This window comes from Burkholderia sp. MSMB1589WGS, assembly GCF_001636105.1.
In the GTDB taxonomy this organism is placed as follows: domain Bacteria; phylum Pseudomonadota; class Gammaproteobacteria; order Burkholderiales; family Burkholderiaceae; genus Burkholderia; species Burkholderia humptydooensis.
The window spans coordinates 865,610-882,796 of record NZ_LNJT01000007.1 but is presented as its reverse complement, the minus strand read 5'-3'; the positions used below and the strand labels follow the sequence as shown (position 1 = coordinate 882,796).

General features: G+C 69.1%; 16 protein-coding genes and 1 pseudogene. 6 read left to right on the top strand and 11 right to left on the bottom strand.

The window, feature by feature from the left end; all coding sequences use genetic code 11:
- Positions 1-34 precede the first annotated feature (34 nt).
- Entirely contained in the window at positions 35-973 is a 939-nt protein-coding gene (locus WT16_RS12010; protein WP_006025751.1) for a CobD/CbiB family protein, read from the top strand.
- Between the two features lie 171 nt (positions 974-1,144).
- On the opposite strand, the gene WT16_RS12005 is transcribed toward WT16_RS12010, so the two are convergent.
- The 3 genes from WT16_RS12005 to WT16_RS11995 all read right to left on the bottom strand — a co-directional run bounded on the left by WT16_RS12005 (position 1,145) and on the right by WT16_RS11995 (position 3,732).
- Positions 1,145-1,462, bottom strand: a complete 318-nt coding sequence (locus WT16_RS12005) for a DUF2007 domain-containing protein (protein ID WP_006025752.1) — start codon at positions 1,460-1,462, stop codon at positions 1,145-1,147.
- Positions 1,463-1,531: 69 nt separating this feature from the next.
- The gene (rsgA, locus tag WT16_RS12000) at positions 1,532-2,476 is read right to left on the bottom strand and encodes a ribosome small subunit-dependent GTPase A (RefSeq protein ID WP_006025753.1); all 945 of its coding nucleotides are present in this window, start codon (positions 2,474-2,476) and stop codon (positions 1,532-1,534) included.
- Positions 2,473-3,732: a M48 family metallopeptidase gene (locus WT16_RS11995; protein ID WP_063533407.1), complete on the bottom strand. Its 1,260-nt coding sequence runs from the start codon at positions 3,730-3,732 to the stop codon at positions 2,473-2,475. Before WT16_RS11995 ends, rsgA begins: the two co-directional genes overlap by 4 nt.
- Before the next feature lie 118 nt (positions 3,733-3,850).
- Here WT16_RS11995 and orn point away from each other — a divergent pair, with 118 nt between their 5' ends.
- Positions 3,851-4,456, top strand: coding sequence for an oligoribonuclease (gene orn / locus WT16_RS11990; protein WP_009913224.1), 606 nt, complete (start codon positions 3,851-3,853; stop codon positions 4,454-4,456).
- A 42-nt stretch (positions 4,457-4,498) separates the two neighbouring features.
- Here orn and mog read toward each other — a convergent pair whose 3' ends face one another.
- Positions 4,499-5,119: a molybdopterin adenylyltransferase gene (gene mog, locus WT16_RS11985; protein WP_015601319.1), complete on the bottom strand. Its 621-nt coding sequence runs from the start codon at positions 5,117-5,119 to the stop codon at positions 4,499-4,501.
- Entirely contained in the window at positions 5,100-5,708 is a 609-nt protein-coding gene (gene yjgA / locus WT16_RS11980) for a ribosome biogenesis factor YjgA (protein ID WP_015601572.1), read from the bottom strand. The genes mog and yjgA overlap by 20 nt, the downstream gene beginning before the upstream one ends.
- A gap of 154 nt (positions 5,709-5,862) precedes the next feature.
- On the opposite strand from yjgA, the gene pmbA reads away from it, so the two are divergent.
- A complete protein-coding gene (pmbA, locus tag WT16_RS11975; protein ID WP_063533406.1) occupies positions 5,863-7,233 on the top strand; it encodes a metalloprotease PmbA in 1,371 nt (456 codons plus the stop codon).
- A gap of 108 nt (positions 7,234-7,341) precedes the next feature.
- Here the strand turns inward: pmbA and WT16_RS11970 are convergent, their stop codons facing one another.
- Both WT16_RS11970 and WT16_RS11965 read right to left on the bottom strand, forming a co-directional pair.
- Positions 7,342-7,845: a dihydrofolate reductase gene (locus WT16_RS11970; RefSeq protein WP_015600609.1), complete on the bottom strand. Its 504-nt coding sequence runs from the start codon at positions 7,843-7,845 to the stop codon at positions 7,342-7,344.
- A gap of 64 nt (positions 7,846-7,909) precedes the next feature.
- Positions 7,910-9,489, bottom strand: a pseudogene (locus WT16_RS11965) (sigma-54 dependent transcriptional regulator).
- 17 nt (positions 9,490-9,506) lie between these two features.
- Here WT16_RS11965 and WT16_RS34390 point away from each other — a divergent pair.
- On the top strand, positions 9,507-9,842 hold the full coding sequence (locus WT16_RS34390) for a hypothetical protein (RefSeq protein WP_197486469.1): 336 nt from the start codon (positions 9,507-9,509) through the stop codon (positions 9,840-9,842).
- A gap of 22 nt (positions 9,843-9,864) precedes the next feature.
- On the opposite strand, the gene WT16_RS34385 is transcribed toward WT16_RS34390, so the two are convergent.
- The 3 genes from WT16_RS34385 to WT16_RS34860 form a co-directional block, all read right to left on the bottom strand.
- Complete coding sequence (locus tag WT16_RS34385; protein WP_063533403.1) at positions 9,865-11,070, bottom strand: hypothetical protein; 1,206 nt, start codon at positions 11,068-11,070, stop codon at positions 9,865-9,867.
- Between the two features lie 58 nt (positions 11,071-11,128).
- Positions 11,129-11,326, bottom strand: coding sequence for a hypothetical protein (locus tag WT16_RS34865; protein ID WP_009913214.1), 198 nt, complete (start codon positions 11,324-11,326; stop codon positions 11,129-11,131).
- Positions 11,327-11,684: 358 nt separating this feature from the next.
- Entirely contained in the window at positions 11,685-12,101 is a 417-nt protein-coding gene (locus WT16_RS34860; protein ID WP_231892078.1) for a hypothetical protein, read from the bottom strand.
- On the opposite strand from WT16_RS34860, the gene WT16_RS11945 reads away from it, so the two are divergent.
- Together WT16_RS11945 and WT16_RS11940 are read left to right on the top strand one after the other, a co-directional pair.
- The gene (locus tag WT16_RS11945; RefSeq protein ID WP_063533402.1) at positions 12,024-13,409 is read left to right on the top strand and encodes a sigma-54 dependent transcriptional regulator; all 1,386 of its coding nucleotides are present in this window, start codon (positions 12,024-12,026) and stop codon (positions 13,407-13,409) included. The genes WT16_RS34860 and WT16_RS11945 overlap by 78 nt on opposite strands.
- Before the next feature lie 55 nt (positions 13,410-13,464).
- On the top strand, positions 13,465-14,436 hold the full coding sequence (locus WT16_RS11940) for a thymidylate synthase (RefSeq protein ID WP_063533401.1): 972 nt from the start codon (positions 13,465-13,467) through the stop codon (positions 14,434-14,436).
- 84 nt (positions 14,437-14,520) lie between these two features.
- On the opposite strand, the gene WT16_RS11935 is transcribed toward WT16_RS11940, so the two are convergent.
- Positions 14,521-17,148: a DUF6600 domain-containing protein gene (locus tag WT16_RS11935; RefSeq protein ID WP_063533848.1), complete on the bottom strand. Its 2,628-nt coding sequence runs from the start codon at positions 17,146-17,148 to the stop codon at positions 14,521-14,523.
- Between the last annotated feature and the right edge of the window lie 39 nt (positions 17,149-17,187).

Sequence of the window (17,187 nt, the reverse complement as noted above, 5' to 3'; positions counted from 1 at the left end):
AAATCAATCATCCCAGAACGGCACGGCCCTTCGCATGACTTTCTTCTCGGTTCTCCTTGCTCTCATCATCGAACAGGTCCGCGCGCTGTCGCCGAGCAATCCGGTCTTCGCGCTGTTTCAGTCTCATGCGGAATCGGCTGCGCACGGCTTCGACGCCGGCAAAAAGAAGCACGGCGTGCTCGCGTGGCTCATCGTCGTGCTGCCGTGGGTGCTCGGCGTCGGGCTCGTCTATTTCCTGCTGTACAAGGTGAGCTTCGTGCTCGCGTTCCTCTGGAACGTCGCCGTCGTGTACTTCACGCTCGGCTTCAGGCAGTTCAGCCATTACTTCACCGATATCCATCTCGCGCTCAACAACGACGACGTGCCGCGCGCGCGCGACATCCTGCGCGAATGGACGGGCATCGACACGGTCGACATGCCGGTCAGCGAAATCGTCCGCCACACGCTGATCCATGCGGTCGTCGCGTCGCATCGTCACGTGTTCGGCGTGTTTTTCTGGTTCGTGCTGCCGATCGGCCCGGCGGGCGCGGTGCTGTACCGGATCGCCGAATATCTGTCGCGTAGCTGGTCGGTGCCGGCGGACGATCGCACCGCAGCGTTCTCGACGTTCGCGCAGCGCGCGTTCTTCGCGATCGACTGGGTGCCGGCGCGCCTGACCGCGCTCGGCTTCGCGATCGTCGGCAACTTCGAGGACGCGATCTACGCCTGGCGCAATCACACGCGCCAGTGGCCCGACTCGAACGACGGCGTGCTGCTCGCGGCCGGCAGCGGTGCGCTCGGCGCGCGGCTCGCGGGCCCGCTCGCGGAGCCGTCGAGCGTCGATGCGCTCGCGGCGGGCGACAGCGGCCCGATCACGGTCGGCGACGACTGCTCGCCGCGCACGCTGCAGTCGGCCGTCGGCCTCGTGTGGCGCGCGGTGATTCTGTGGATGCTACTCCTGCTGATGCTGACGATCGCGGTCTGGGTGTCGTGATGCGGTGCGGCGGATGCCGCGCGCGTGTCGTCGCGCCAAGGTTCGTCAACGAGCAAGCCGGCTTCGAGCCGGCTTTTTTGTGCCGATTTCCGGCTTGCTTCGGTGCTCCGGTGTTCCAGGGCTGCCCGGACGGCGCTCGCTTCGCGGCGGGGGCGGGCGTCGCGCCGCGCGTCAACCGTCACGCGGATCGCGGCTCGCGCCGCAATGCCAGCAGGCGGTGAATTGCGCGTCGAGCGTCTCGCCGCAGCGCGCGCAGCGCCACGGCGCCGCGCCGGCGGGCGGCCCGGCCGACGCCGCCTCGATCAGCCGCCGCGCGAGCGCCTCGTCGCGCTCGTCGTCGAGCCAGATCTCCGGCTGGCACGCATCCATCGGCAGCCCGCCCAGCGCGCCGAGCGCGTAGCAGTTGTGCAGCTCGCAGCGCACGCCTGCGACGTCGAGCACGTTCGCCCAGTGCTGGGCGGTCGCGAGATCGGGGGCCTTGAAGCGCATTGCGGCGTTTCCTCCGTGCATGGCGAATAGGCGGCGGGGGCGGCGGCGCGCGGCCGCCGGGCCGCCCGGCTAGCGGACGATCTGGCTCGCCTCGTGCACGAGCTGCGCGTACAGCGCGTGACGCGACGGCGCGACCCTGCCGTCGGCGACTGCCTCCAGAATCGCGCAGCCCGGCTCTTGCAGATGATGACAATTATAGAAACGACAGTGCGGCAGCAGCGGCCGGAACTCCGGGAACGCGCGCTCGAGGCGGCCTTCCGTCAGATGATAGAGCCCGAACTCCTGGAAGCCCGGCGAATCGATCAGCGCGCCGCCGTCCGGCAGCGGGTAGAGGCGCGTGAACGTCGTCGTGTGGCGGCCGCTGTTGAGCGCGGCGGAGATCTCGCGCGTCGCCGCCTCGGCGTCCGGCACGAGCAGGTTCACGAGCGTCGACTTGCCCATTCCCGACTGGCCGAGCAGGATCGTCGAATGGCCGGCCAGGCGCGGCGCGAGCTGCGCGCGCGCGTCGTCGGGCGCGCCCTTGATCGACATCTCGAGCACGTCGTAGCCGAGCGCGCGGTAGGGCGCAAGGCGCTCGCGCGCGACGGGCAGCGCCGCCTCGACGTCGATCTTGTTCAGCACGATGACGGGCTTCAGCTCGTTCGCCTCGGCGGCGATCAGCGCGCGGCCGAGCAGGTCTTCGCTGAAATACGGCTCGGTCGCGAGCACGATCAGCAACTGATCGAGATTCGCCGCGAAGAGCTTCGACTTGAACTGGTCGGAGCGGTAGAGCAGGTTGCGCCGTTCGCCGATCTCGACGATCACGCCCTGGTCGGCCGACGTTCGTTCGTAGACGACGCGGTCGCCGACCGCGACATCGCTCTTCTTGCCGCGCGGAAAGCACTGCAGCATCGGGCCGCCGCCGGCGGGCGCGACGATGTAGTGGCGGCCGTGCGCGGCGATCACGCGCCCTTCGGCGCGCTCGCCGCCGCGCGCGGCGGCTCTGGCCGGCTGCTTCGTCGGCGCGCGCTTCATGAGTGCTGGAGCAGCCGGTCGATCCGTTGCGACGCAGGCGGGTGCGAGTAGTAGAACGCGGTGTAGACGGGGTCGGGCGTGAGCGTCGACGCATTGTCTTCGTAGAGCTTCACGAGCGCGTTGACGAGATCGCGCGCGTCGGTCTGGTGCGCGGCGAATGCGTCGGCCTCGAACTCGTGCTTGCGCGAGCTCAGGCTGCCGAACGGCGTGACGAAGAACAGGAACACCGGCATCGACAGGAAGAACAGCACGAGCGCGATGCCCGCGTTGCTGCCCGCGAGCGACGGCATCACGCCGAGGCCCATGTAGAACCACGCGCGCTGCGCGAGCCAGCCGAGCAGCGCGAGGAGCGCGAGGCTCAGCGCGAACGTCCACAGCATCCGCTTCATCACGTGGCGGCGCTTGAAATGGCCGAGCTCGTGCGCGAGCACCGCTTCGATCTCGCTGCCCGTCAGGCGCGCGAGCAAGGTATCGAAGAACACGATCCGCTTCGATGCGCCGAAGCCCGTGAAATACGCGTTGCCGTGTGCGGAGCGGCGGCTGCCGTCCATCACGAAGAGGCCCTTCGCCGCGAAGCCGCAGCGCTTCATCAGCCCTTCGATGCGCGTGCGCAGCGCGTCGTCGGACAGCGGCTCGAACTTGTTGAAGAGCGGCGCGATGAAGGTGGGATAGAGCACGAGAACGAGCATCTGGAAGCCGACCCACACGATCCACGTCCACAGCCACCACAGCGCGCCCGCCTGGTTCATCAGCCACAGCACGACGAAGAGGAGCGGCAGGCCGAGCGCCGCGCCGAGCAGCGCGTTCTTCGCGAGATCGGCGAAGAACAGGCGCTTCGTCATCCGGTTGAAGCCGAAGCGCTCTTCGATGCCGAACTGGCGGTAGTAGTCGAACGGCAGATCGATCGCGCCCGAGATCACGAGCACCGCCGCGACGAGCGCGACCTGCTGGCCGTAGCCGTGGCCGAGCCAGCCGGCGAGCAGCGAATCGAGCGCGCCGACGCCGCCCAGGAGCGTGAGGCCGACGAGCACCGCCGAGGCGACGACGATCTCGAACATCGTGAGCCGCGTGCGCTCGATCGTGTAGTCGGCGGCGCGCTGGTGCGCGGCGAGCGGGATCGTCTCGCGGAACTGCGCGGGCACGCGGCCGCGATGCGCGGCGACGAAGCGGATCTGCCGCGACGCGAGCCACAGCTTGGTGCCCGTCATCGCGACGACCGCGATGGCGAAGAGCAGGGTGAAGGTATAGGCGGACATCGAAGGCGCTGGTGGGTATCTATGCGAGAATTATATGATCTTGCGGACCCGGCCCGCTCGTCGTTTGCCGGCCCGCCCGGCGGCGCGCGCGCCGTCCGCTCATTTCCCAGGATTGCTCATGACCGATATCTCCGCCGTGGCCGGCCAGCCCGTGCTCGTTCGCAACGAACTGAACCTCGTCTGGCTCGACATGGAAATGACGGGCCTGAGCCCGGACACCGACCGCATCATCGAGATCGCCGTCGTCGTCACCAATTCGACCCTCGACATCGCGCTCGAGGGGCCCGTGCTCGCGATCCATCAAAGCGACGAGACGCTCGCAAAGATGGACGACTGGAACAAGAACACGCATGGGCGCTCCGGCCTCATCGACCGCGTGCGCGCGTCGAGCGTCACCGAGGCGGACGCCGCCGCGCAGATCGAGGCGTTTCTCGGCCAGTACGTGCCGCCCGGCAAGTCGCCGATGTGCGGCAACTCGATCTGCCAGGACCGCCGCTTCATGGCGCGCTGGATGCCGGAGCTCGAGCGCTTCTTCCATTACCGCAACCTCGACGTCAGCACGCTCAAGGAGCTGTGCCGGCGCTGGCAGCCCGCGATCTACAAGGGCTTTCAGAAGCGCGCGATGCATACCGCGCTCGCCGACATCCACGAGTCGATCGACGAGCTGAAGTATTATCGCGAGCGTTTTCTGATTCCGGCCGCGCCGGCGGGCGAGACAGCGTAAGAAGCGGGCGACGCGCGCCGATCGCCGCCGCCGCGGCAGCCGTCACTTCGGCGCGCGCATCGCGCTCTTCGGCCGGAACGCCGCGCACACGGCCGGGTTCGTCTGCGCGTACGGGCCGCCGATCAGGTCGATGCAGTACGGCACCGCAGCAAAAATGCCCGGCACCTCGACCTTGCCGTCGTCGCCGCGCAACCCTTCGAGCGTTTCCTTGATCGATTTCGGCTGGCCGGGCAGATTCACGATCAGCGCCGCGTGATCCGCAGTTTCGCGAATCACCGCGACCTGCCGCGACAGGATCGCGGTCGGCACGAAATTCAGGCTGATCTGGCGCATCTGCTCGCCGAAGCCCGGCATGGCCTTCGTCGCGACGGCGAGCGTCGCCTCGGGCGTCACGTCGCGGCGCGCGGGGCCCGTGCCGCCCGTCGTCAGCACGAGATCGCAGCCGACCGTGTCGACGAGCTCGACGAGCGCGGCCGAGATCGTCGGCGCGTCGTCCCGGACGAGCCGCGTCTCGGCGCGCCACGGCGACGCGAGCGCCGCCGCGAGCCATTCGGACAGCGCCGGAATGCCCTTGTCCTCGTAGACGCCGCTGCTCGCGCGATCGCTGATCGACACGAGGCCGATCACGAGTTCGTCGGGGTGGTTACGCTTCGTCGTCGTCATCGTCGGAATCCGGTGAGTGGTCGGGCGCGTCGCTTTCGCCGCCGGCCGAGCCGCTCGCCGTCTTGATCCACTGGAACAGCTCGCGGAAGTAGCGCGGCGGCTTGCCTTGCTGCGCTTCCCTGCGCGTGTTGCGGATCAGCGTGCGGCCCTCCTGCACGTCGGCCGACGGATGCTCGCGGATGAACGCGGTCAGCGCATCGTCGCTCGCGAGCAGTTGCTCGCGGGTGCGCTCGATCCAGTGCAGGCGCGCCGTCTCGGCCTTGTTCACGCCGCGCTGCGCGTCGAGCGCCGCGCGCAGCGCGGCCGTCTCGTCGGCGCTGAGCGCGCGCATCACGCGCCCGACGTATTGAATCTGGCGGCGCTTGCCCTCGTGATCGGTGATGCGGCGCGCTTCGCGCACGGCGTCGGCGAGATCTTCCGGCATCGGCATGCGCTTGAACGCGTCCTTCGGCAGCTCGACGAGGGCGGCACCCAGTTCCTGCAGCGCGTGCATGTCGCGCTTCAACTGGGATTTGCTGGGGCGATCGTAGCCGTGGTCGGCGTTCTCGCCGGCGTGCTCGATCGGTTGGATACGGGTTTTGCGTGTCATGGGCGGCATTGTATCGCGCCGGGCACCGCGCGGCCGCGGCGCGCCGCGCGCCGTGTCGCCGACCCGCGTCGCTCGCGCCGGACCTTGCTATGATCGCGGGATACGCACATTTCGAAACATGCGGGCGACCCGCCCGTCACCGGATACCACGACGATGGCTGCAAACCTCGACGCCCAGGCGCACTATTTCCCGCACACGCAAGACGAACTGAAGGCAATCGCGACGGACATCCTCCGGCACGCGAAGACGCTCGGCGCGACCGACGCCGCGACCGAAATCTCCGAGGGCGACGGCCTGTCGGTGTCGGTGCGGCGCGGCGAAGTCGAGACGATCGAGCACAACCGCGACAAGACGGTTGGCGTGACCGTCTTCATCGGCAAGAAGCGCGGCAATGCGAGCACGTCGGATTTCTCGCCCGCAGCGCTGAAGGACACGGTCGCAGCCGCGTACAACATCGCGCGCTTCACGGCCGAGGACGACGCGGCGGGGCTCGCCGAGGCCGAGCTGCTCGAAACCGAACCGCGCGACCTGGACCTTTATCACCCGTGGCGCCTGTCGGCCGACGAAGCGGTCGACCTCGCGCGCCGCGCGGAGGACGCCGCATTCGCGGTGAGTCCGCAGATCCGCAATTCGGAGGGGGCGAGCGTGTCCGCGCAGCATTCGCAGTTCGTGCTCGCGACGACGCGCGGCTTCCTCGCCGGCTATCCGTACTCGCGCCACTACGTCGCGTGCGCGCCGATCGCGGGCGCCGGCCGCCACATGCAGCGCGACGACTGGTACACGTCGAAGCGCCGCGCGGACGAACTCGCTTCGCCCGAGTCGGTCGGCCGCTACGCGGCGCAGCGCGCGCTCGCGCGGATGGGCGCGCGCCGCCTCGACACGCGCAAGGTGCCCGTGCTGTTCGAAGCGCCGCTCGCGGCGGGCCTGCTCGGCGCGTTCGTGCAGGCGGTGAGCGGCGGCGCGCTGTATCGGAAGACGTCGTTCCTCGTCGACAGCCTCGGCAAGGAGGTGTTCGCGCCGCACGTGCAGATCGTCGAGGACCCGCACGTGCCGCGCGCGATGGGCAGCGCGCCGTTCGACGAGGAAGGCGTGCGCACGCGCGCGCGCAACGTCGTCAGGGACGGCGTGGTCGAGGGCTATTTCCTGTCGACCTATTCGGCGCGCAAGCTCGGCACGCAGACGACCGGCAACGCGGGCGGCTCGCACAACATCGCGCTCAGGAGCGCGCTCACGACGCCCGCCGACGATTTCGACGCGATGCTCAAGAAGCTCGGCACGGGTCTTTTGCTGACCGAGCTGATGGGGCAGGGCGTGAACTACGTGACGGGCGACTATTCGCGCGGCGCGGCGGGCTTCTGGGTCGAGAACGGCGAGATTCAGTACCCGGTCGAGGAGATCACGGTGGCGAGCACGCTGCAGGAAATGTTCCGCCACATCGTTGCGATCGGCGCGGATTCGATCGTGCGCGGCACGAAGGAAACGGGTTCGGTGCTGATCGAGCAGATGACGATCGCGGGGCAGTGAGCGCGGCGATCGCATGGATCGCGCAAAAGCAAAAAGCGCCGCGGCGAGCGGCGCTTTTTTTGTGTCGTCGCGCGAGAGCCCGCGATATCGCGCGCCGCCTCGCGTGCGTCAACCGGCGCGCTTGCGACGATAGACGACGAATGCATATGCGAAGTCGTTCGGCGCGGCCGCGCGATGCGCATCGCGCGACACGGCTTCCCATTGCGCGGGATCGGGCGCGGGAAACGACGCGTCGCCTTCGAAATCCTGATCGATCTCGGTGACGATCAGCTTGTCCGCGTGGCGCAGGCCCTCCGCGTACAACTGCGCGCCGCCGATCAGGAACGCTTCGGCCGCGCCGTCGCGCGCGGCGAGCGCGAGCGCGCCGTCGAGCGACGTGACCGTGTCGCAGCCGTCGAAGTGGCGCGCGGCGTCGCGCGTGACGACGATGTTGCGGCGGCCGGGCAGCGGCCGGCCGATCGATTCGTGCGTCCTGCGGCCCATCACGATCGGCGCGCCCATCGTCGTGCGCTTGAAGAATGCGAGGTCCTCGGGAAGTTTCCACGGAAGTTGGTTGTCGCGGCCGATCACGCCATTGCGGGCGCGCGCGACGATCAGGGTCAGCGTCGTCATGACGGGAAGAAAAAGATGCCGGAAGGGCCCGATTCTACCGGATCTCGCGGCGCGCGACCGCGTGTCACGCGGGCCCGGCTTCGTCGTTCGGATGGCTCGCGCCCGGGCGATGCGCGCCCCATGACAGCTCGCGCAGGCCGTGCGACACCATCAGCCGATACAGCGTCGCGCGCGACACGCCGAGCTCCGCCGCCGCTTCGGTCAGGCGATTGCGATGCCGCAGCAGCGACGCCTCGATCGTCCGGCGCTCGGCGCGCTCGCGCGCTTCGGCGAGCGTCGTCGCCTGGCGCGCCGCGAACGGCGCGAGATCGAGATCGGCGGCCGACAGTTGCCGGCTGTCCGACATCACGATCGCGCGCCGGATCCGGTTGATCAGCTCGCGCACGTTGCCGGGCCACTGATAGTTGTACATCGCTTCGATCGCGCACGACGTGAAGCCGTGGATGCGGCGCGCGCCGTCGCTCCTGAACTGGTGCAGGATGTGATGCGCGAGGATTTCGATGTCCTTGCCGCGGGCGCGCAGCGGCGGCTCGTCGAGCTTCAGCACGCATAGCCGGTGGTACAGGTCTTCGCGAAAGCGGCCGGCGCGCATCGCCGCGTCGAGATCGACGTGCGTCGCGGAGATGATCCGCACGTCGACCGGAATCGAATCGTGCCCGCCGAGCCGCTCGATCCTGCCTTCCTGCAGGAAGCGCAGCATGCTCGCCTGGCTCTCGAGCGGCATGTCGCCGATCTCGTCGAGAAACAGCGTGCCGCCGTCCGCCGATTCGACGCGGCCGATCTTGCGCTGACTCGCGCCCGTGAATGCGCCGCGCTCGTAGCCGAACATTTCGGATTGCAGCAGATGATTCGGAATTGCGCCGCAGTTGATCGCGACGAACGGCGCCTTGCGGCGCTCGGAGCGCTCGTGAATCGCGAGCGCGGTCAGCTCCTTGCCGGTGCCCGATTCGCCGGAGATGAACACGGTCGCGTCGGTCGCGGCAACCTTGCGGATCATCCGGAACAACTGCTGCATCGCGTCGCACGCGCCGACCATCTCATCGCCCGTCGCGGCGGCGGCGCCCGCCGCGAAGTCGAGATCGCACAGCGCGACCATCCCATAGGCGTGGCCGACCAGATAATCGATCGTCTCGTGCGGCGGCGGACCCTGCATGTAGTCGAAGCAGTACTGGCGAATCAGCCGGCGCACGTCGGGATCGTTGATGCGCGCGTCGCCCGCGAGCGCGATCCAGCCGACCTGCTGCTGGCGCAATACCGCTTCGAGCGTCGGCAGCTCGCGCGGCGCGAAGCCGTCGAGATCGGCGATGCCCGCCTGCGGCTGATTCGGCTTCACGCGCCGCGCCGCTTCGTTCGCGGAGCGCACGACGTGCACGTTCCAGCGTCGCGCGCGCAGATGCTCGACGAGCGTCGTGTCGGGCGTGCGCGACAGGTAGACGAGCTGGCGTGCGGCCGCGTCGTCCGGTGACGCGGGCCGCTGCACGGCGTGGCCGGGCGGCGCGCAATCGGTGGGAGAGCGGAAGTCTGGCACGATGCACCTCAGTTGGGATGTTGTTCCGAACGTGTCGGGGGCCGCGCGCGGCGTGCAATGCTCGATGGGGGAGTCGCGGGCGTCGTCGCGTGGCGCGCGTCGTTGGCGCGGGCGATGCGGACGGGCGGCGGGGATGTCGAGCGGCCGGCGCGCGGTGCCGGCGTCGCTGCGACGCATGTGCGGTGGTTCGGGACGGGAGCGAGGACGGGAGCGCGGCGATGCGCACGACATGCGTTGCTCGATGCGGGAAAACGTCGGCGCGCCGGCGGCGGCGTATCGCGCGGCGCGGCCGTGCGTCGTCGCGGCCGAATCTGTTCGGCCGGACATCGATGCGGCGATCGCGAACGCGCGCGCGGCGCGCGAATGCGGCGGCGGGCCGAGCGCGCGTCGGCGCGATTTCCTCGGACATGTGGTCCCCCCGCTGCGCGTCGCGCCGCGATCGCGGCGACGCAATGCGCATGCTCCATGAAGAAGCCGTCGACGGCTGCGCGTCAGCGCGGCGGCGGCGAATGGTTGTCCTGCGTCGCGCCGGCACCGCCGGCGGTCTTCGTTTCGGTGATGTCGATGGCGCTTGTCGCCACGCGGCGCGCGCTCGACGCGGCGAGCACGCCTGCTCTCCCCGCATGAAAAAGATCCGCGGCGCCGCGACATGCCGCGACGTTGCCGACGTCTTGCGCATCGCGCGAACGTCGTCGCCTGCATGCGGAAGCCGACGCGCTCGCGATGGACGGCGCGCATGCGGCCCGATGCGCATCACGGCGGTCGCACGTGCCGCACGCGCGGTCCGGCATCGTCGCGATTCGCCGCGCATCGGCGCTCGCCGCTGCATCACTGGCGCGACCGGCACGCGCGAGCCCGCACGGCGAGGCGGTGCGCGATGCGATGTTTGTCGCGCCGCGCGAAACGCGGCGGCGCGGCGAGATGAACGTGGAACCGTGTGCCGACGCTCGCTTCACTGTTGCAACGAGCGGGCGTTTCGTCGCGCTGCTGCGCGCATGGATTCCGCTGTCAAAAAGAGTGCCCGCCGGGGGACGGAGCACCAAAACGTTCGCCGTTGCATGAACGGCTCCGGCTATCTGGACGACCTGGACGATTCCGATGAGATGCGCGAGCGCGTTGCCGTGGCGCAATGCCCGCCGCAAGTCATGCCCCCCCGCCGGCTGTCCCAGACTTCCGTATTTGGGGGCCGCCTCGGATAGTTCGCTATCCGAGGCGGCTTCCGCTTCCGCGCGCAGCGCGAGGATCGTGACGCTGCGGCGCTGAAGAACTGCTGTGCCCGCGCATCGATGCGCGGGCGACGAACCCGACGGGTTCGCCGATGCGATGCATCCGGCGTTCGCCGTCGCATGCGATGCGCGGCGCAGAGCGGGATGGATGGACGTGTGTGAATGCTTCAATTCGGACAGACGCGAGACGCGTGCGCTTCGCGCGCCGAGCGAGGTCACGCTCATGCGATGCATCGGCGCGGGCGCGGCCCGTGCGTCGAGATCGCCACGATCGTCATGCTCGTTTCGAGCGTCGCGAGTGCGCACTGCGTACCGACAGGCGGCGCACGAAGTGGCCGCACGCAGATGCGCGATGCTGCGCGCAACCGCGCCTACCGGCTCGACGTGCACGTTCGCGGCGTTGAAACCGGTTCGTACGGCCGGCAGCGCGCGGCGCGACGACGGGTGCGAGGCGTCGGGCAGGGCGGTCATCTCGTTTCCTCTTGATATTGCGTGGTTGTGTCGCAGCGGCGATTCGCATCCGGATGCGTCATTGCCGCGTATAGCTCACGCCGTCGCCGTGGATCATGCGTGCGTTCGACGGCATGGGCAGCGGCGCTGGCGGGCCGATCTCGTCCCACAGCGTGACGGTCGCGCCGCCGTCGACGAGCGGCGGCGGCGTCGCGACGGGAGCGGGCGCCGGCGCGCGATCGCGCTGTCGCGCGGATGCGCCGGCATCGACGCGCACGAAACGTTCGCCCCAGCCGGCTGCGGCAACGTGCCCGGGCTGCGCGTCGACGATCCGATACGTTTTGTTTTCGTGCGCGACTGCGACATAAGGACACGGGGCGGCAAGCGATATGGCGAATGCTGCGGCGATGGAATGCCGTCGACAGGCAAGGCAGGCAGCGATTCGCATGACATCTCTCCGGTTTTGCCGGTGATCGAGCGAAATGCATGCCATCGCGTGCAATCCGTTGCGCGTTCGGGCTGCGGAAATGCGCGGACGAATGAGTGCGCGGTCAAACGCGCACAAAACGTTTCAGCTTTGAAACGGGCCCTCGGGAATACCGCTGATTCAAAAAATGAAGGATTAATCTAATCTTCTACTCAAGTGTGCGACGAATTAAGTGAATCGATAAACACGATCTGTCACGTTTCAAGCAGAGGAATGCAATGGTATTTTCAATGAAGCCGATGCTGAAAAAATGCTCGATTGAATTCATTTGCTTCGTCGCATGCTTGTCAGTACGCTGAGACAACATGGATTCGGGAACGGGCGGAGAGACCACGGCCCTTTTTTCGAACCAAGCGCCGATTGATGGGGAACGCAGTTCCAGTGGTAGTGAAAAATGACGGGCCGGGCCCTTCTCGCGGGGCCCGGCCCGGTTCCGTCGCGCACCGGTGTCGGGCGGCGCGGCGCAAATTGTTGACTGGGTGGCGTCATGGATGTTGCGGCTAGACACCTCATTTACTATTCCCATCGTCCTGATGCGGATCTGCGGCGCTGTTTCGGCCAGCATGGCTGGCAGGTCGACGTTGTCGATTCGCCTCGCGAGATGCGGCGCTCCGCCGCGCGCGGCGTGATGGCGGGCGGCTTGCTCGATTTTTCGTGCGGGGTCGGGGCCGCCGAATTGCGCGAACTCGAAGCGAGTCTGAAGACGCCGAACGTCGGCTGGATCGCGACGACGAGGCGAGGGCAGATGGAAGACGAAGCGGTGCGCCGCTTCGTGCGCGATTACTGCTTCGACTACGTGACGGTGCCCTACGAGTGCGACCGCATCGTCGAGTCGGTCGGCCACGCGTACGGCATGGTCACGCTGTCGGAAGGGCTCGCGCCCGCCGCCGCGACGGTGCGCAACGAGGGCGAGATGGTCGGCACCTGCGACGCGATGCTCGCGCTCTTCAAGATGATCCGCAAGGTTGCCACGACCGACGCGCCGGTGTTCATCTCCGGCGAGTCCGGCACCGGCAAGGAGCTGACGGCCGTCGCGATTCACGAGCGCTCGGCGCGCGCGAGCGCGCCGTTCGTCGCGATCAACTGCGGCGCGATTCCGCCGACGCTGTTGCAGGCCGAGTTGTTCGGCTACGAGCGCGGCGCGTTCACCGGCGCGAATCAGCGCAAGATCGGCCGTATCGAAGCGGCGAACGGCGGCACGCTGTTCCTCGACGAAATCGGCGATCTGCCGTTCGAGAGCCAGGCGAGCCTGTTGCGCTTCCTGCAGGAGCACAAGGTCGAGCGCGTCGGCGGACACCAGTCGATTCCGGTCGACGTGCGGATCATTTCCGCGACGCACGTCGACATGCAGGTCGCGCTGCGCAACGGGCGCTTTCGAGAGGACCTGTATCACCGGCTGTGCGTGCTGAAGCTTGAGGAGCCGCCGCTGCGCGAGCGCGGCAAGGACATCGAGATCCTCGCGCGGCACATGCTCGAGCGCTTCAAGGGCGACGCGCACCGGCGGCTGCGCGGCTTCACGCCCGATGCGATCGCGGCGCTTCACAACTATGCGTGGCCGGGCAACGTGCGCGAGCTGATCAACCGGGTGCGGCGCGCGATCGTGATGTCGGAGGGGCGGATGATCAGCGCGGCCGATCTCGAGCTGTCGGGCTACGCGGAAGTCGAGCCGATGTCGCTCGAGGAGGCGCGCGAGAGCGCGGAGCGGCACGCGATCGAGGTCGCGCTGCTGCGGCATCGCGGCCGGCTCGCGGACGCCGCGCGCGAGCTCGGCGTATCGCGGGTGACGCTCTATCGCCTGCTTTGCGCGTACGGGATGCGCGACGACGGCAGCACGCGCGCGAAGCGCGAAGAGGACCTGCGCCGGGCCTGCTAGCGCGGGCCTTGCTAAAATGGCGGGCACGACCGCTTTCGCGGCCGGAGGAACCCGCATGAAACAGTATCTCGATCTCGTTCGCACCATTCTCGACACCGGCGCCTGGCAGAGCAACCGCACGGGCATCCGCACGATCGGCATCCCCGGCGCGATGTTGCGCTTCGATCTGCAGCAGGGCTTTCCCGCCGTGACGACGAAGAAGCTCGCGTTCAAGTCGGCGATCGGCGAACTCGTCGGCTTCCTGCGCGCGACGCGCAGCGCGGCCGATTTCCGCGCGCTCGGCTGCAAGGTGTGGGACGCGAATGCGAATGAGAACGCGCAGTGGCTCGCGAATCCGTATCGCCGCGGCGTCGACGATCTCGGCGACGTGTACGGCGTCCAATGGCGGCGCTGGCCGGGCTACAAGGCGCTCGACGCGCACGCCGGCGCGCAGATCGCCGATGCGACGTCGCGCGGCTTTCGCGTCGTCGCGCGCTTCGAGGAGGACGGCGCGGACAAGGTGCTGCTCCACAAGGCGATCGATCAGTTGCGCGACTGCGTCGATACGATCGTGCGCGATCCGTCGAGCCGGCGCATCCTGTTCCACGGCTGGAATCCCGCGGTGCTCGACGAGATCGCGCTGCCCGCGTGCCATCTGCTCTATCAGTTCCTGCCGAACGTCGAGCGCCGCGAAATCTCGCTGTGCCTGTATATCCGCAGCAACGACGTCGGACTCGGCACGCCGTTCAATCTCGCGGAAGGCGCGGCGCTCCTCACGCTCGTCGGCCGGCTGACGGGCTACACGCCGCGCTGGTTCACGTACTTCATCGGCGATGCGCACATCTACGAGAATCAGCTCGACATGCTCAAGCAGCAACTCGAGCGCGAGCCGTTCGAGAGCCCGCGGCTCGAGATCGCCGAGCGCGTGCCCGATTACGCGAAGACGGGCGAGTACGAGCCGCAATGGCTCGAACGCATCGAGCCGTCGGACTTCGCGCTCGTCGGCTATCGCCATCACGAACCGCTGACCGCGCCGATGGCCGTCTGAACGGCGTGCGGCCCGTCTCGATCGACCCATGAAAAAAACCCGCGAATTCGCGGGTTTTTCGTTGATGCGAGGCGTGCGCTGCGGTTACGCGTGCCGGCGCTCTTCGCGGTGAGGGGCGAAACCGTGCTGCTGGTCGGGGCGCACCTGATGCTGCGGCTCCTGGCGCGGCGCGGGCGGCGGGTTGTGCGGCACGGCGGGCGGCGGCGCGGCGGGGCGCGGCTCCATCCTCGGCGCTTCCATTCGCGGTGCGGGCATCCGCGGGGCTTCCATCCTCGGTGCTTCAACCTGCGGACGCGGCGCGGGGGCCGGCGCGCGATATTCGCTGCGCGGTGCGGGCGGTGCGGCTTCCTGACGCGGGGCCTCGCGCGGCGCGCTGCGCGGCGCTTCGGGCGCGCGCATTTCGTTTCGCGGCGCCTGCTGCCATGCCGGCTGCGGCTGCGTGCGCTCGGCGGGCTGCGGCGCGGGCTGGGCGGAGTGCGTGGGCGTCGGCGTCGAGCGGATCGGCGGCACCGCGTTCTGCGTCGGCGACCGGTAATTGAGCGGCGCATTCGGCTCGCCGTTCGCGCGCGGCCGGCCTTCGTTCGCGCGCTGCTGCTGGATCGGCGGATGCGGCTGCGTCCAGGACGGCTGCGGACGCTGCGTTTCGCCCGGCGCACGCGCTTCGTTGCGCGCGCCCGGGTTCTCGACGGCCGTGGGCGGCCGCGGCACGCCGTTTTGGGGCGACGGCGCGGGATTCGGCCGGGCCCCGTTCGGCCGGGACGCGTCAGGCCGCATCGCGTTTTGCGGCCCGCCCGGCGCACCGGGAACAGCCGGCGCGTGCGGTGCATTCGGCTGCGTGGCGCCCGGCTGCGGAACGCCGGGGCGCGCGAAGTTCGATGGCGCGGCATTCGGTTGAGCCGCATTCGGTTGAGCTGCGTTCGGCTGCGGCATATTCGGCTGCGGCCGCTCGCCCGCGCGCGCGGCCGGATTGCCCGCGCCGCCCTGCAGGCCGCGCGCGGGTTGCGCGACGCTCGCGTGCGTGTCGACGAGCTGCACGTTGCGCATCGCCCAGCGGTTCGGCGCGCCGGTGTTCTCGGGCGTGCGCACCGGCCGCATCGCGTAGTTCGGCGGCACGGTGGTCTTCACGACGGGCGCGCCCGCGCCCGGCACCCGCGCGCCGCTCTGCGCGAGATGCGCGGCGAGCTGATCGTGATAAGCGGCCGGCACGGCCGGGTTGCGCGTCGCGACGATCGAGCGCTGCTCGACGGCCGCGGGCGGCCGGTACGCGGCGTTGCGCAGTGCGCCCGTGAAGCTTTGCCGTACCGGCGCGACGCCCGGCGCGCCCGAGCCGATGTGCGCATTGCGCCACTGCTGCGGATCGACCTTCTGCGCGAAGCGCGACACCGGCTGCCCGTGGACGAACGCGGTCGCCGGCACGGCCGTCACCGCGTTCGGCGCGCGGAAGTTCACGTACGTGTTGTGGATGTTCGTGATGTTCGTCACGTTTACCGTCTTGTTGACGTTGATGTTGTTGACGTTGTTCACGATCACCGTCTGGTTCACGCGCTGGTAGTAGTGCGGGCTCCAGCCGCCCCAGCTCGGCCGCCACGGGTCGCGCGGCCCGAGCGGGAACCACGCGACGCCCGCCGCCGCGATGCCGCCGACCGCGAGGCTCACGCTCCAGTCGAAGCCGCCGCCGCCCCCGCCGACGAACGCGACGAGCGCGGGCGCGTAGCACGGCGGCGCGCTGACGACGAGCGGGCCCGGCACCCATGCCCACGAGTCGTCGACGTACGCCCAGCGGCCGTAGTGATACGGCGCGAAGCCCCACGGCTCGTCGTCGACCCAGGTCCAGCCCCACGGCGCCTGCCAGATCCAGTGGCCGGTGTGGTACGGCGCCCAGCCGGCGGGCACCGCGCTCGGCACCCACACCTCGCCGTAATCGGGGTCGTCGCGCCACGTTCCGTTCGCGTCGAGGTCCTGGTAGCCCGGGATTTCGCGCGATACGTAGCGGGCCGACACGGAGCGCTCCTCGGCCGCATCGCGGCTAGCGGCCCAGTCGTCGAGACCGTCGGGCGGCGCCACGGCGCCCGTGTCCGCGACTTGCAGCCCGGTGCCCGTGAAGACGACCCGCTGGCCGGCCGACACCGGCATCTGCGTGCCGTCGCCGTAGACGGTTGCGCTGCCGCGCCGCACGGTGACGGTCGTGCTCGAACCGTCGGGCGCGACGTCGACGCGATAATCGCCGGGCGAGCCGACCGCGAGCGCGAGGTTCGGCGTGTCGATTTCATACGACGTGCCGGGCGGCAGTTCGCGCACGTGCGTCGACAGCGTGCCGAGCGGCACCTTCAGTTGCGTGTTCGCGTCGTCGAGATTGAGGATCGACAGGCTCGTCGATTGACCGAGCCGCACCGCGGTCGAGCCGATGTGCAGCTCGGAGCGCGCGCCCGAATCGTTCCATAGCTGGTCGCCCGTCGTGAGCGGACGGTTGACGGCTGCGTACGACCAGTCGCTCGCGCCCGCGGGCTCGGTCGTGACGGCCCCGGACAGGTAGTTCAGGCGCGCGACGCGGCTCGGCGGATCGCCGCCTGCTTGCTGGGCGACGCCGGCGGGCGGCGGGGCGACGTTTTGCGCGATGGCGGGCGGTAACGCAGCGAGCATTGCGACGGCGACGAGCGTGTAGCGGGCGATGCGCGAAAGCACAAACGGATGGCGAGTGGCAAGGATGGTCATCATTGTCTCTGTTTTGTCCGGCGTGGCACGCGCCGTATG

Coding starts and splice junctions, on each gene's coding strand:
- rsgA (WP_006025753.1), bottom strand. CDS start 2,476: ATGAAGCGCGCGCCGACGAAGCAGCCGGCCAGAGCCGCCGCGCGCGGC.
- WT16_RS11970 (WP_015600609.1), bottom strand. CDS start 7,845: ATGACGACGCTGACCCTGATCGTCGCGCGCGCCCGCAATGGCGTGATC.
- pmbA (WP_063533406.1), top strand. CDS start 5,863: ATGGCTGCAAACCTCGACGCCCAGGCGCACTATTTCCCGCACACGCAA.
- WT16_RS11940 (WP_063533401.1), top strand. CDS start 13,465: ATGAAACAGTATCTCGATCTCGTTCGCACCATTCTCGACACCGGCGCC.
- orn (WP_009913224.1), top strand. CDS start 3,851: ATGACCGATATCTCCGCCGTGGCCGGCCAGCCCGTGCTCGTTCGCAAC.
- WT16_RS11935 (WP_063533848.1), bottom strand. CDS start 17,148: ATGACCATCCTTGCCACTCGCCATCCGTTTGTGCTTTCGCGCATCGCC.
- WT16_RS11995 (WP_063533407.1), bottom strand. CDS start 3,732: ATGTCCGCCTATACCTTCACCCTGCTCTTCGCCATCGCGGTCGTCGCG.
- WT16_RS12010 (WP_006025751.1), top strand. CDS start 35: ATGACTTTCTTCTCGGTTCTCCTTGCTCTCATCATCGAACAGGTCCGC.
- WT16_RS34385 (WP_063533403.1), bottom strand. CDS start 11,070: ATGACCGCCCTGCCCGACGCCTCGCACCCGTCGTCGCGCCGCGCGCTG.
- WT16_RS34390 (WP_197486469.1), top strand. CDS start 9,507: ATGTCGAGCGGCCGGCGCGCGGTGCCGGCGTCGCTGCGACGCATGTGC.
- WT16_RS11945 (WP_063533402.1), top strand. CDS start 12,024: ATGGATGTTGCGGCTAGACACCTCATTTACTATTCCCATCGTCCTGAT.
- WT16_RS34860 (WP_231892078.1), bottom strand. CDS start 12,101: ATGCTGGCCGAAACAGCGCCGCAGATCCGCATCAGGACGATGGGAATA.
- yjgA (WP_015601572.1), bottom strand. CDS start 5,708: ATGACACGCAAAACCCGTATCCAACCGATCGAGCACGCCGGCGAGAAC.
- mog (WP_015601319.1), bottom strand. CDS start 5,119: ATGACGACGACGAAGCGTAACCACCCCGACGAACTCGTGATCGGCCTC.
- WT16_RS12005 (WP_006025752.1), bottom strand. CDS start 1,462: ATGCGCTTCAAGGCCCCCGATCTCGCGACCGCCCAGCACTGGGCGAAC.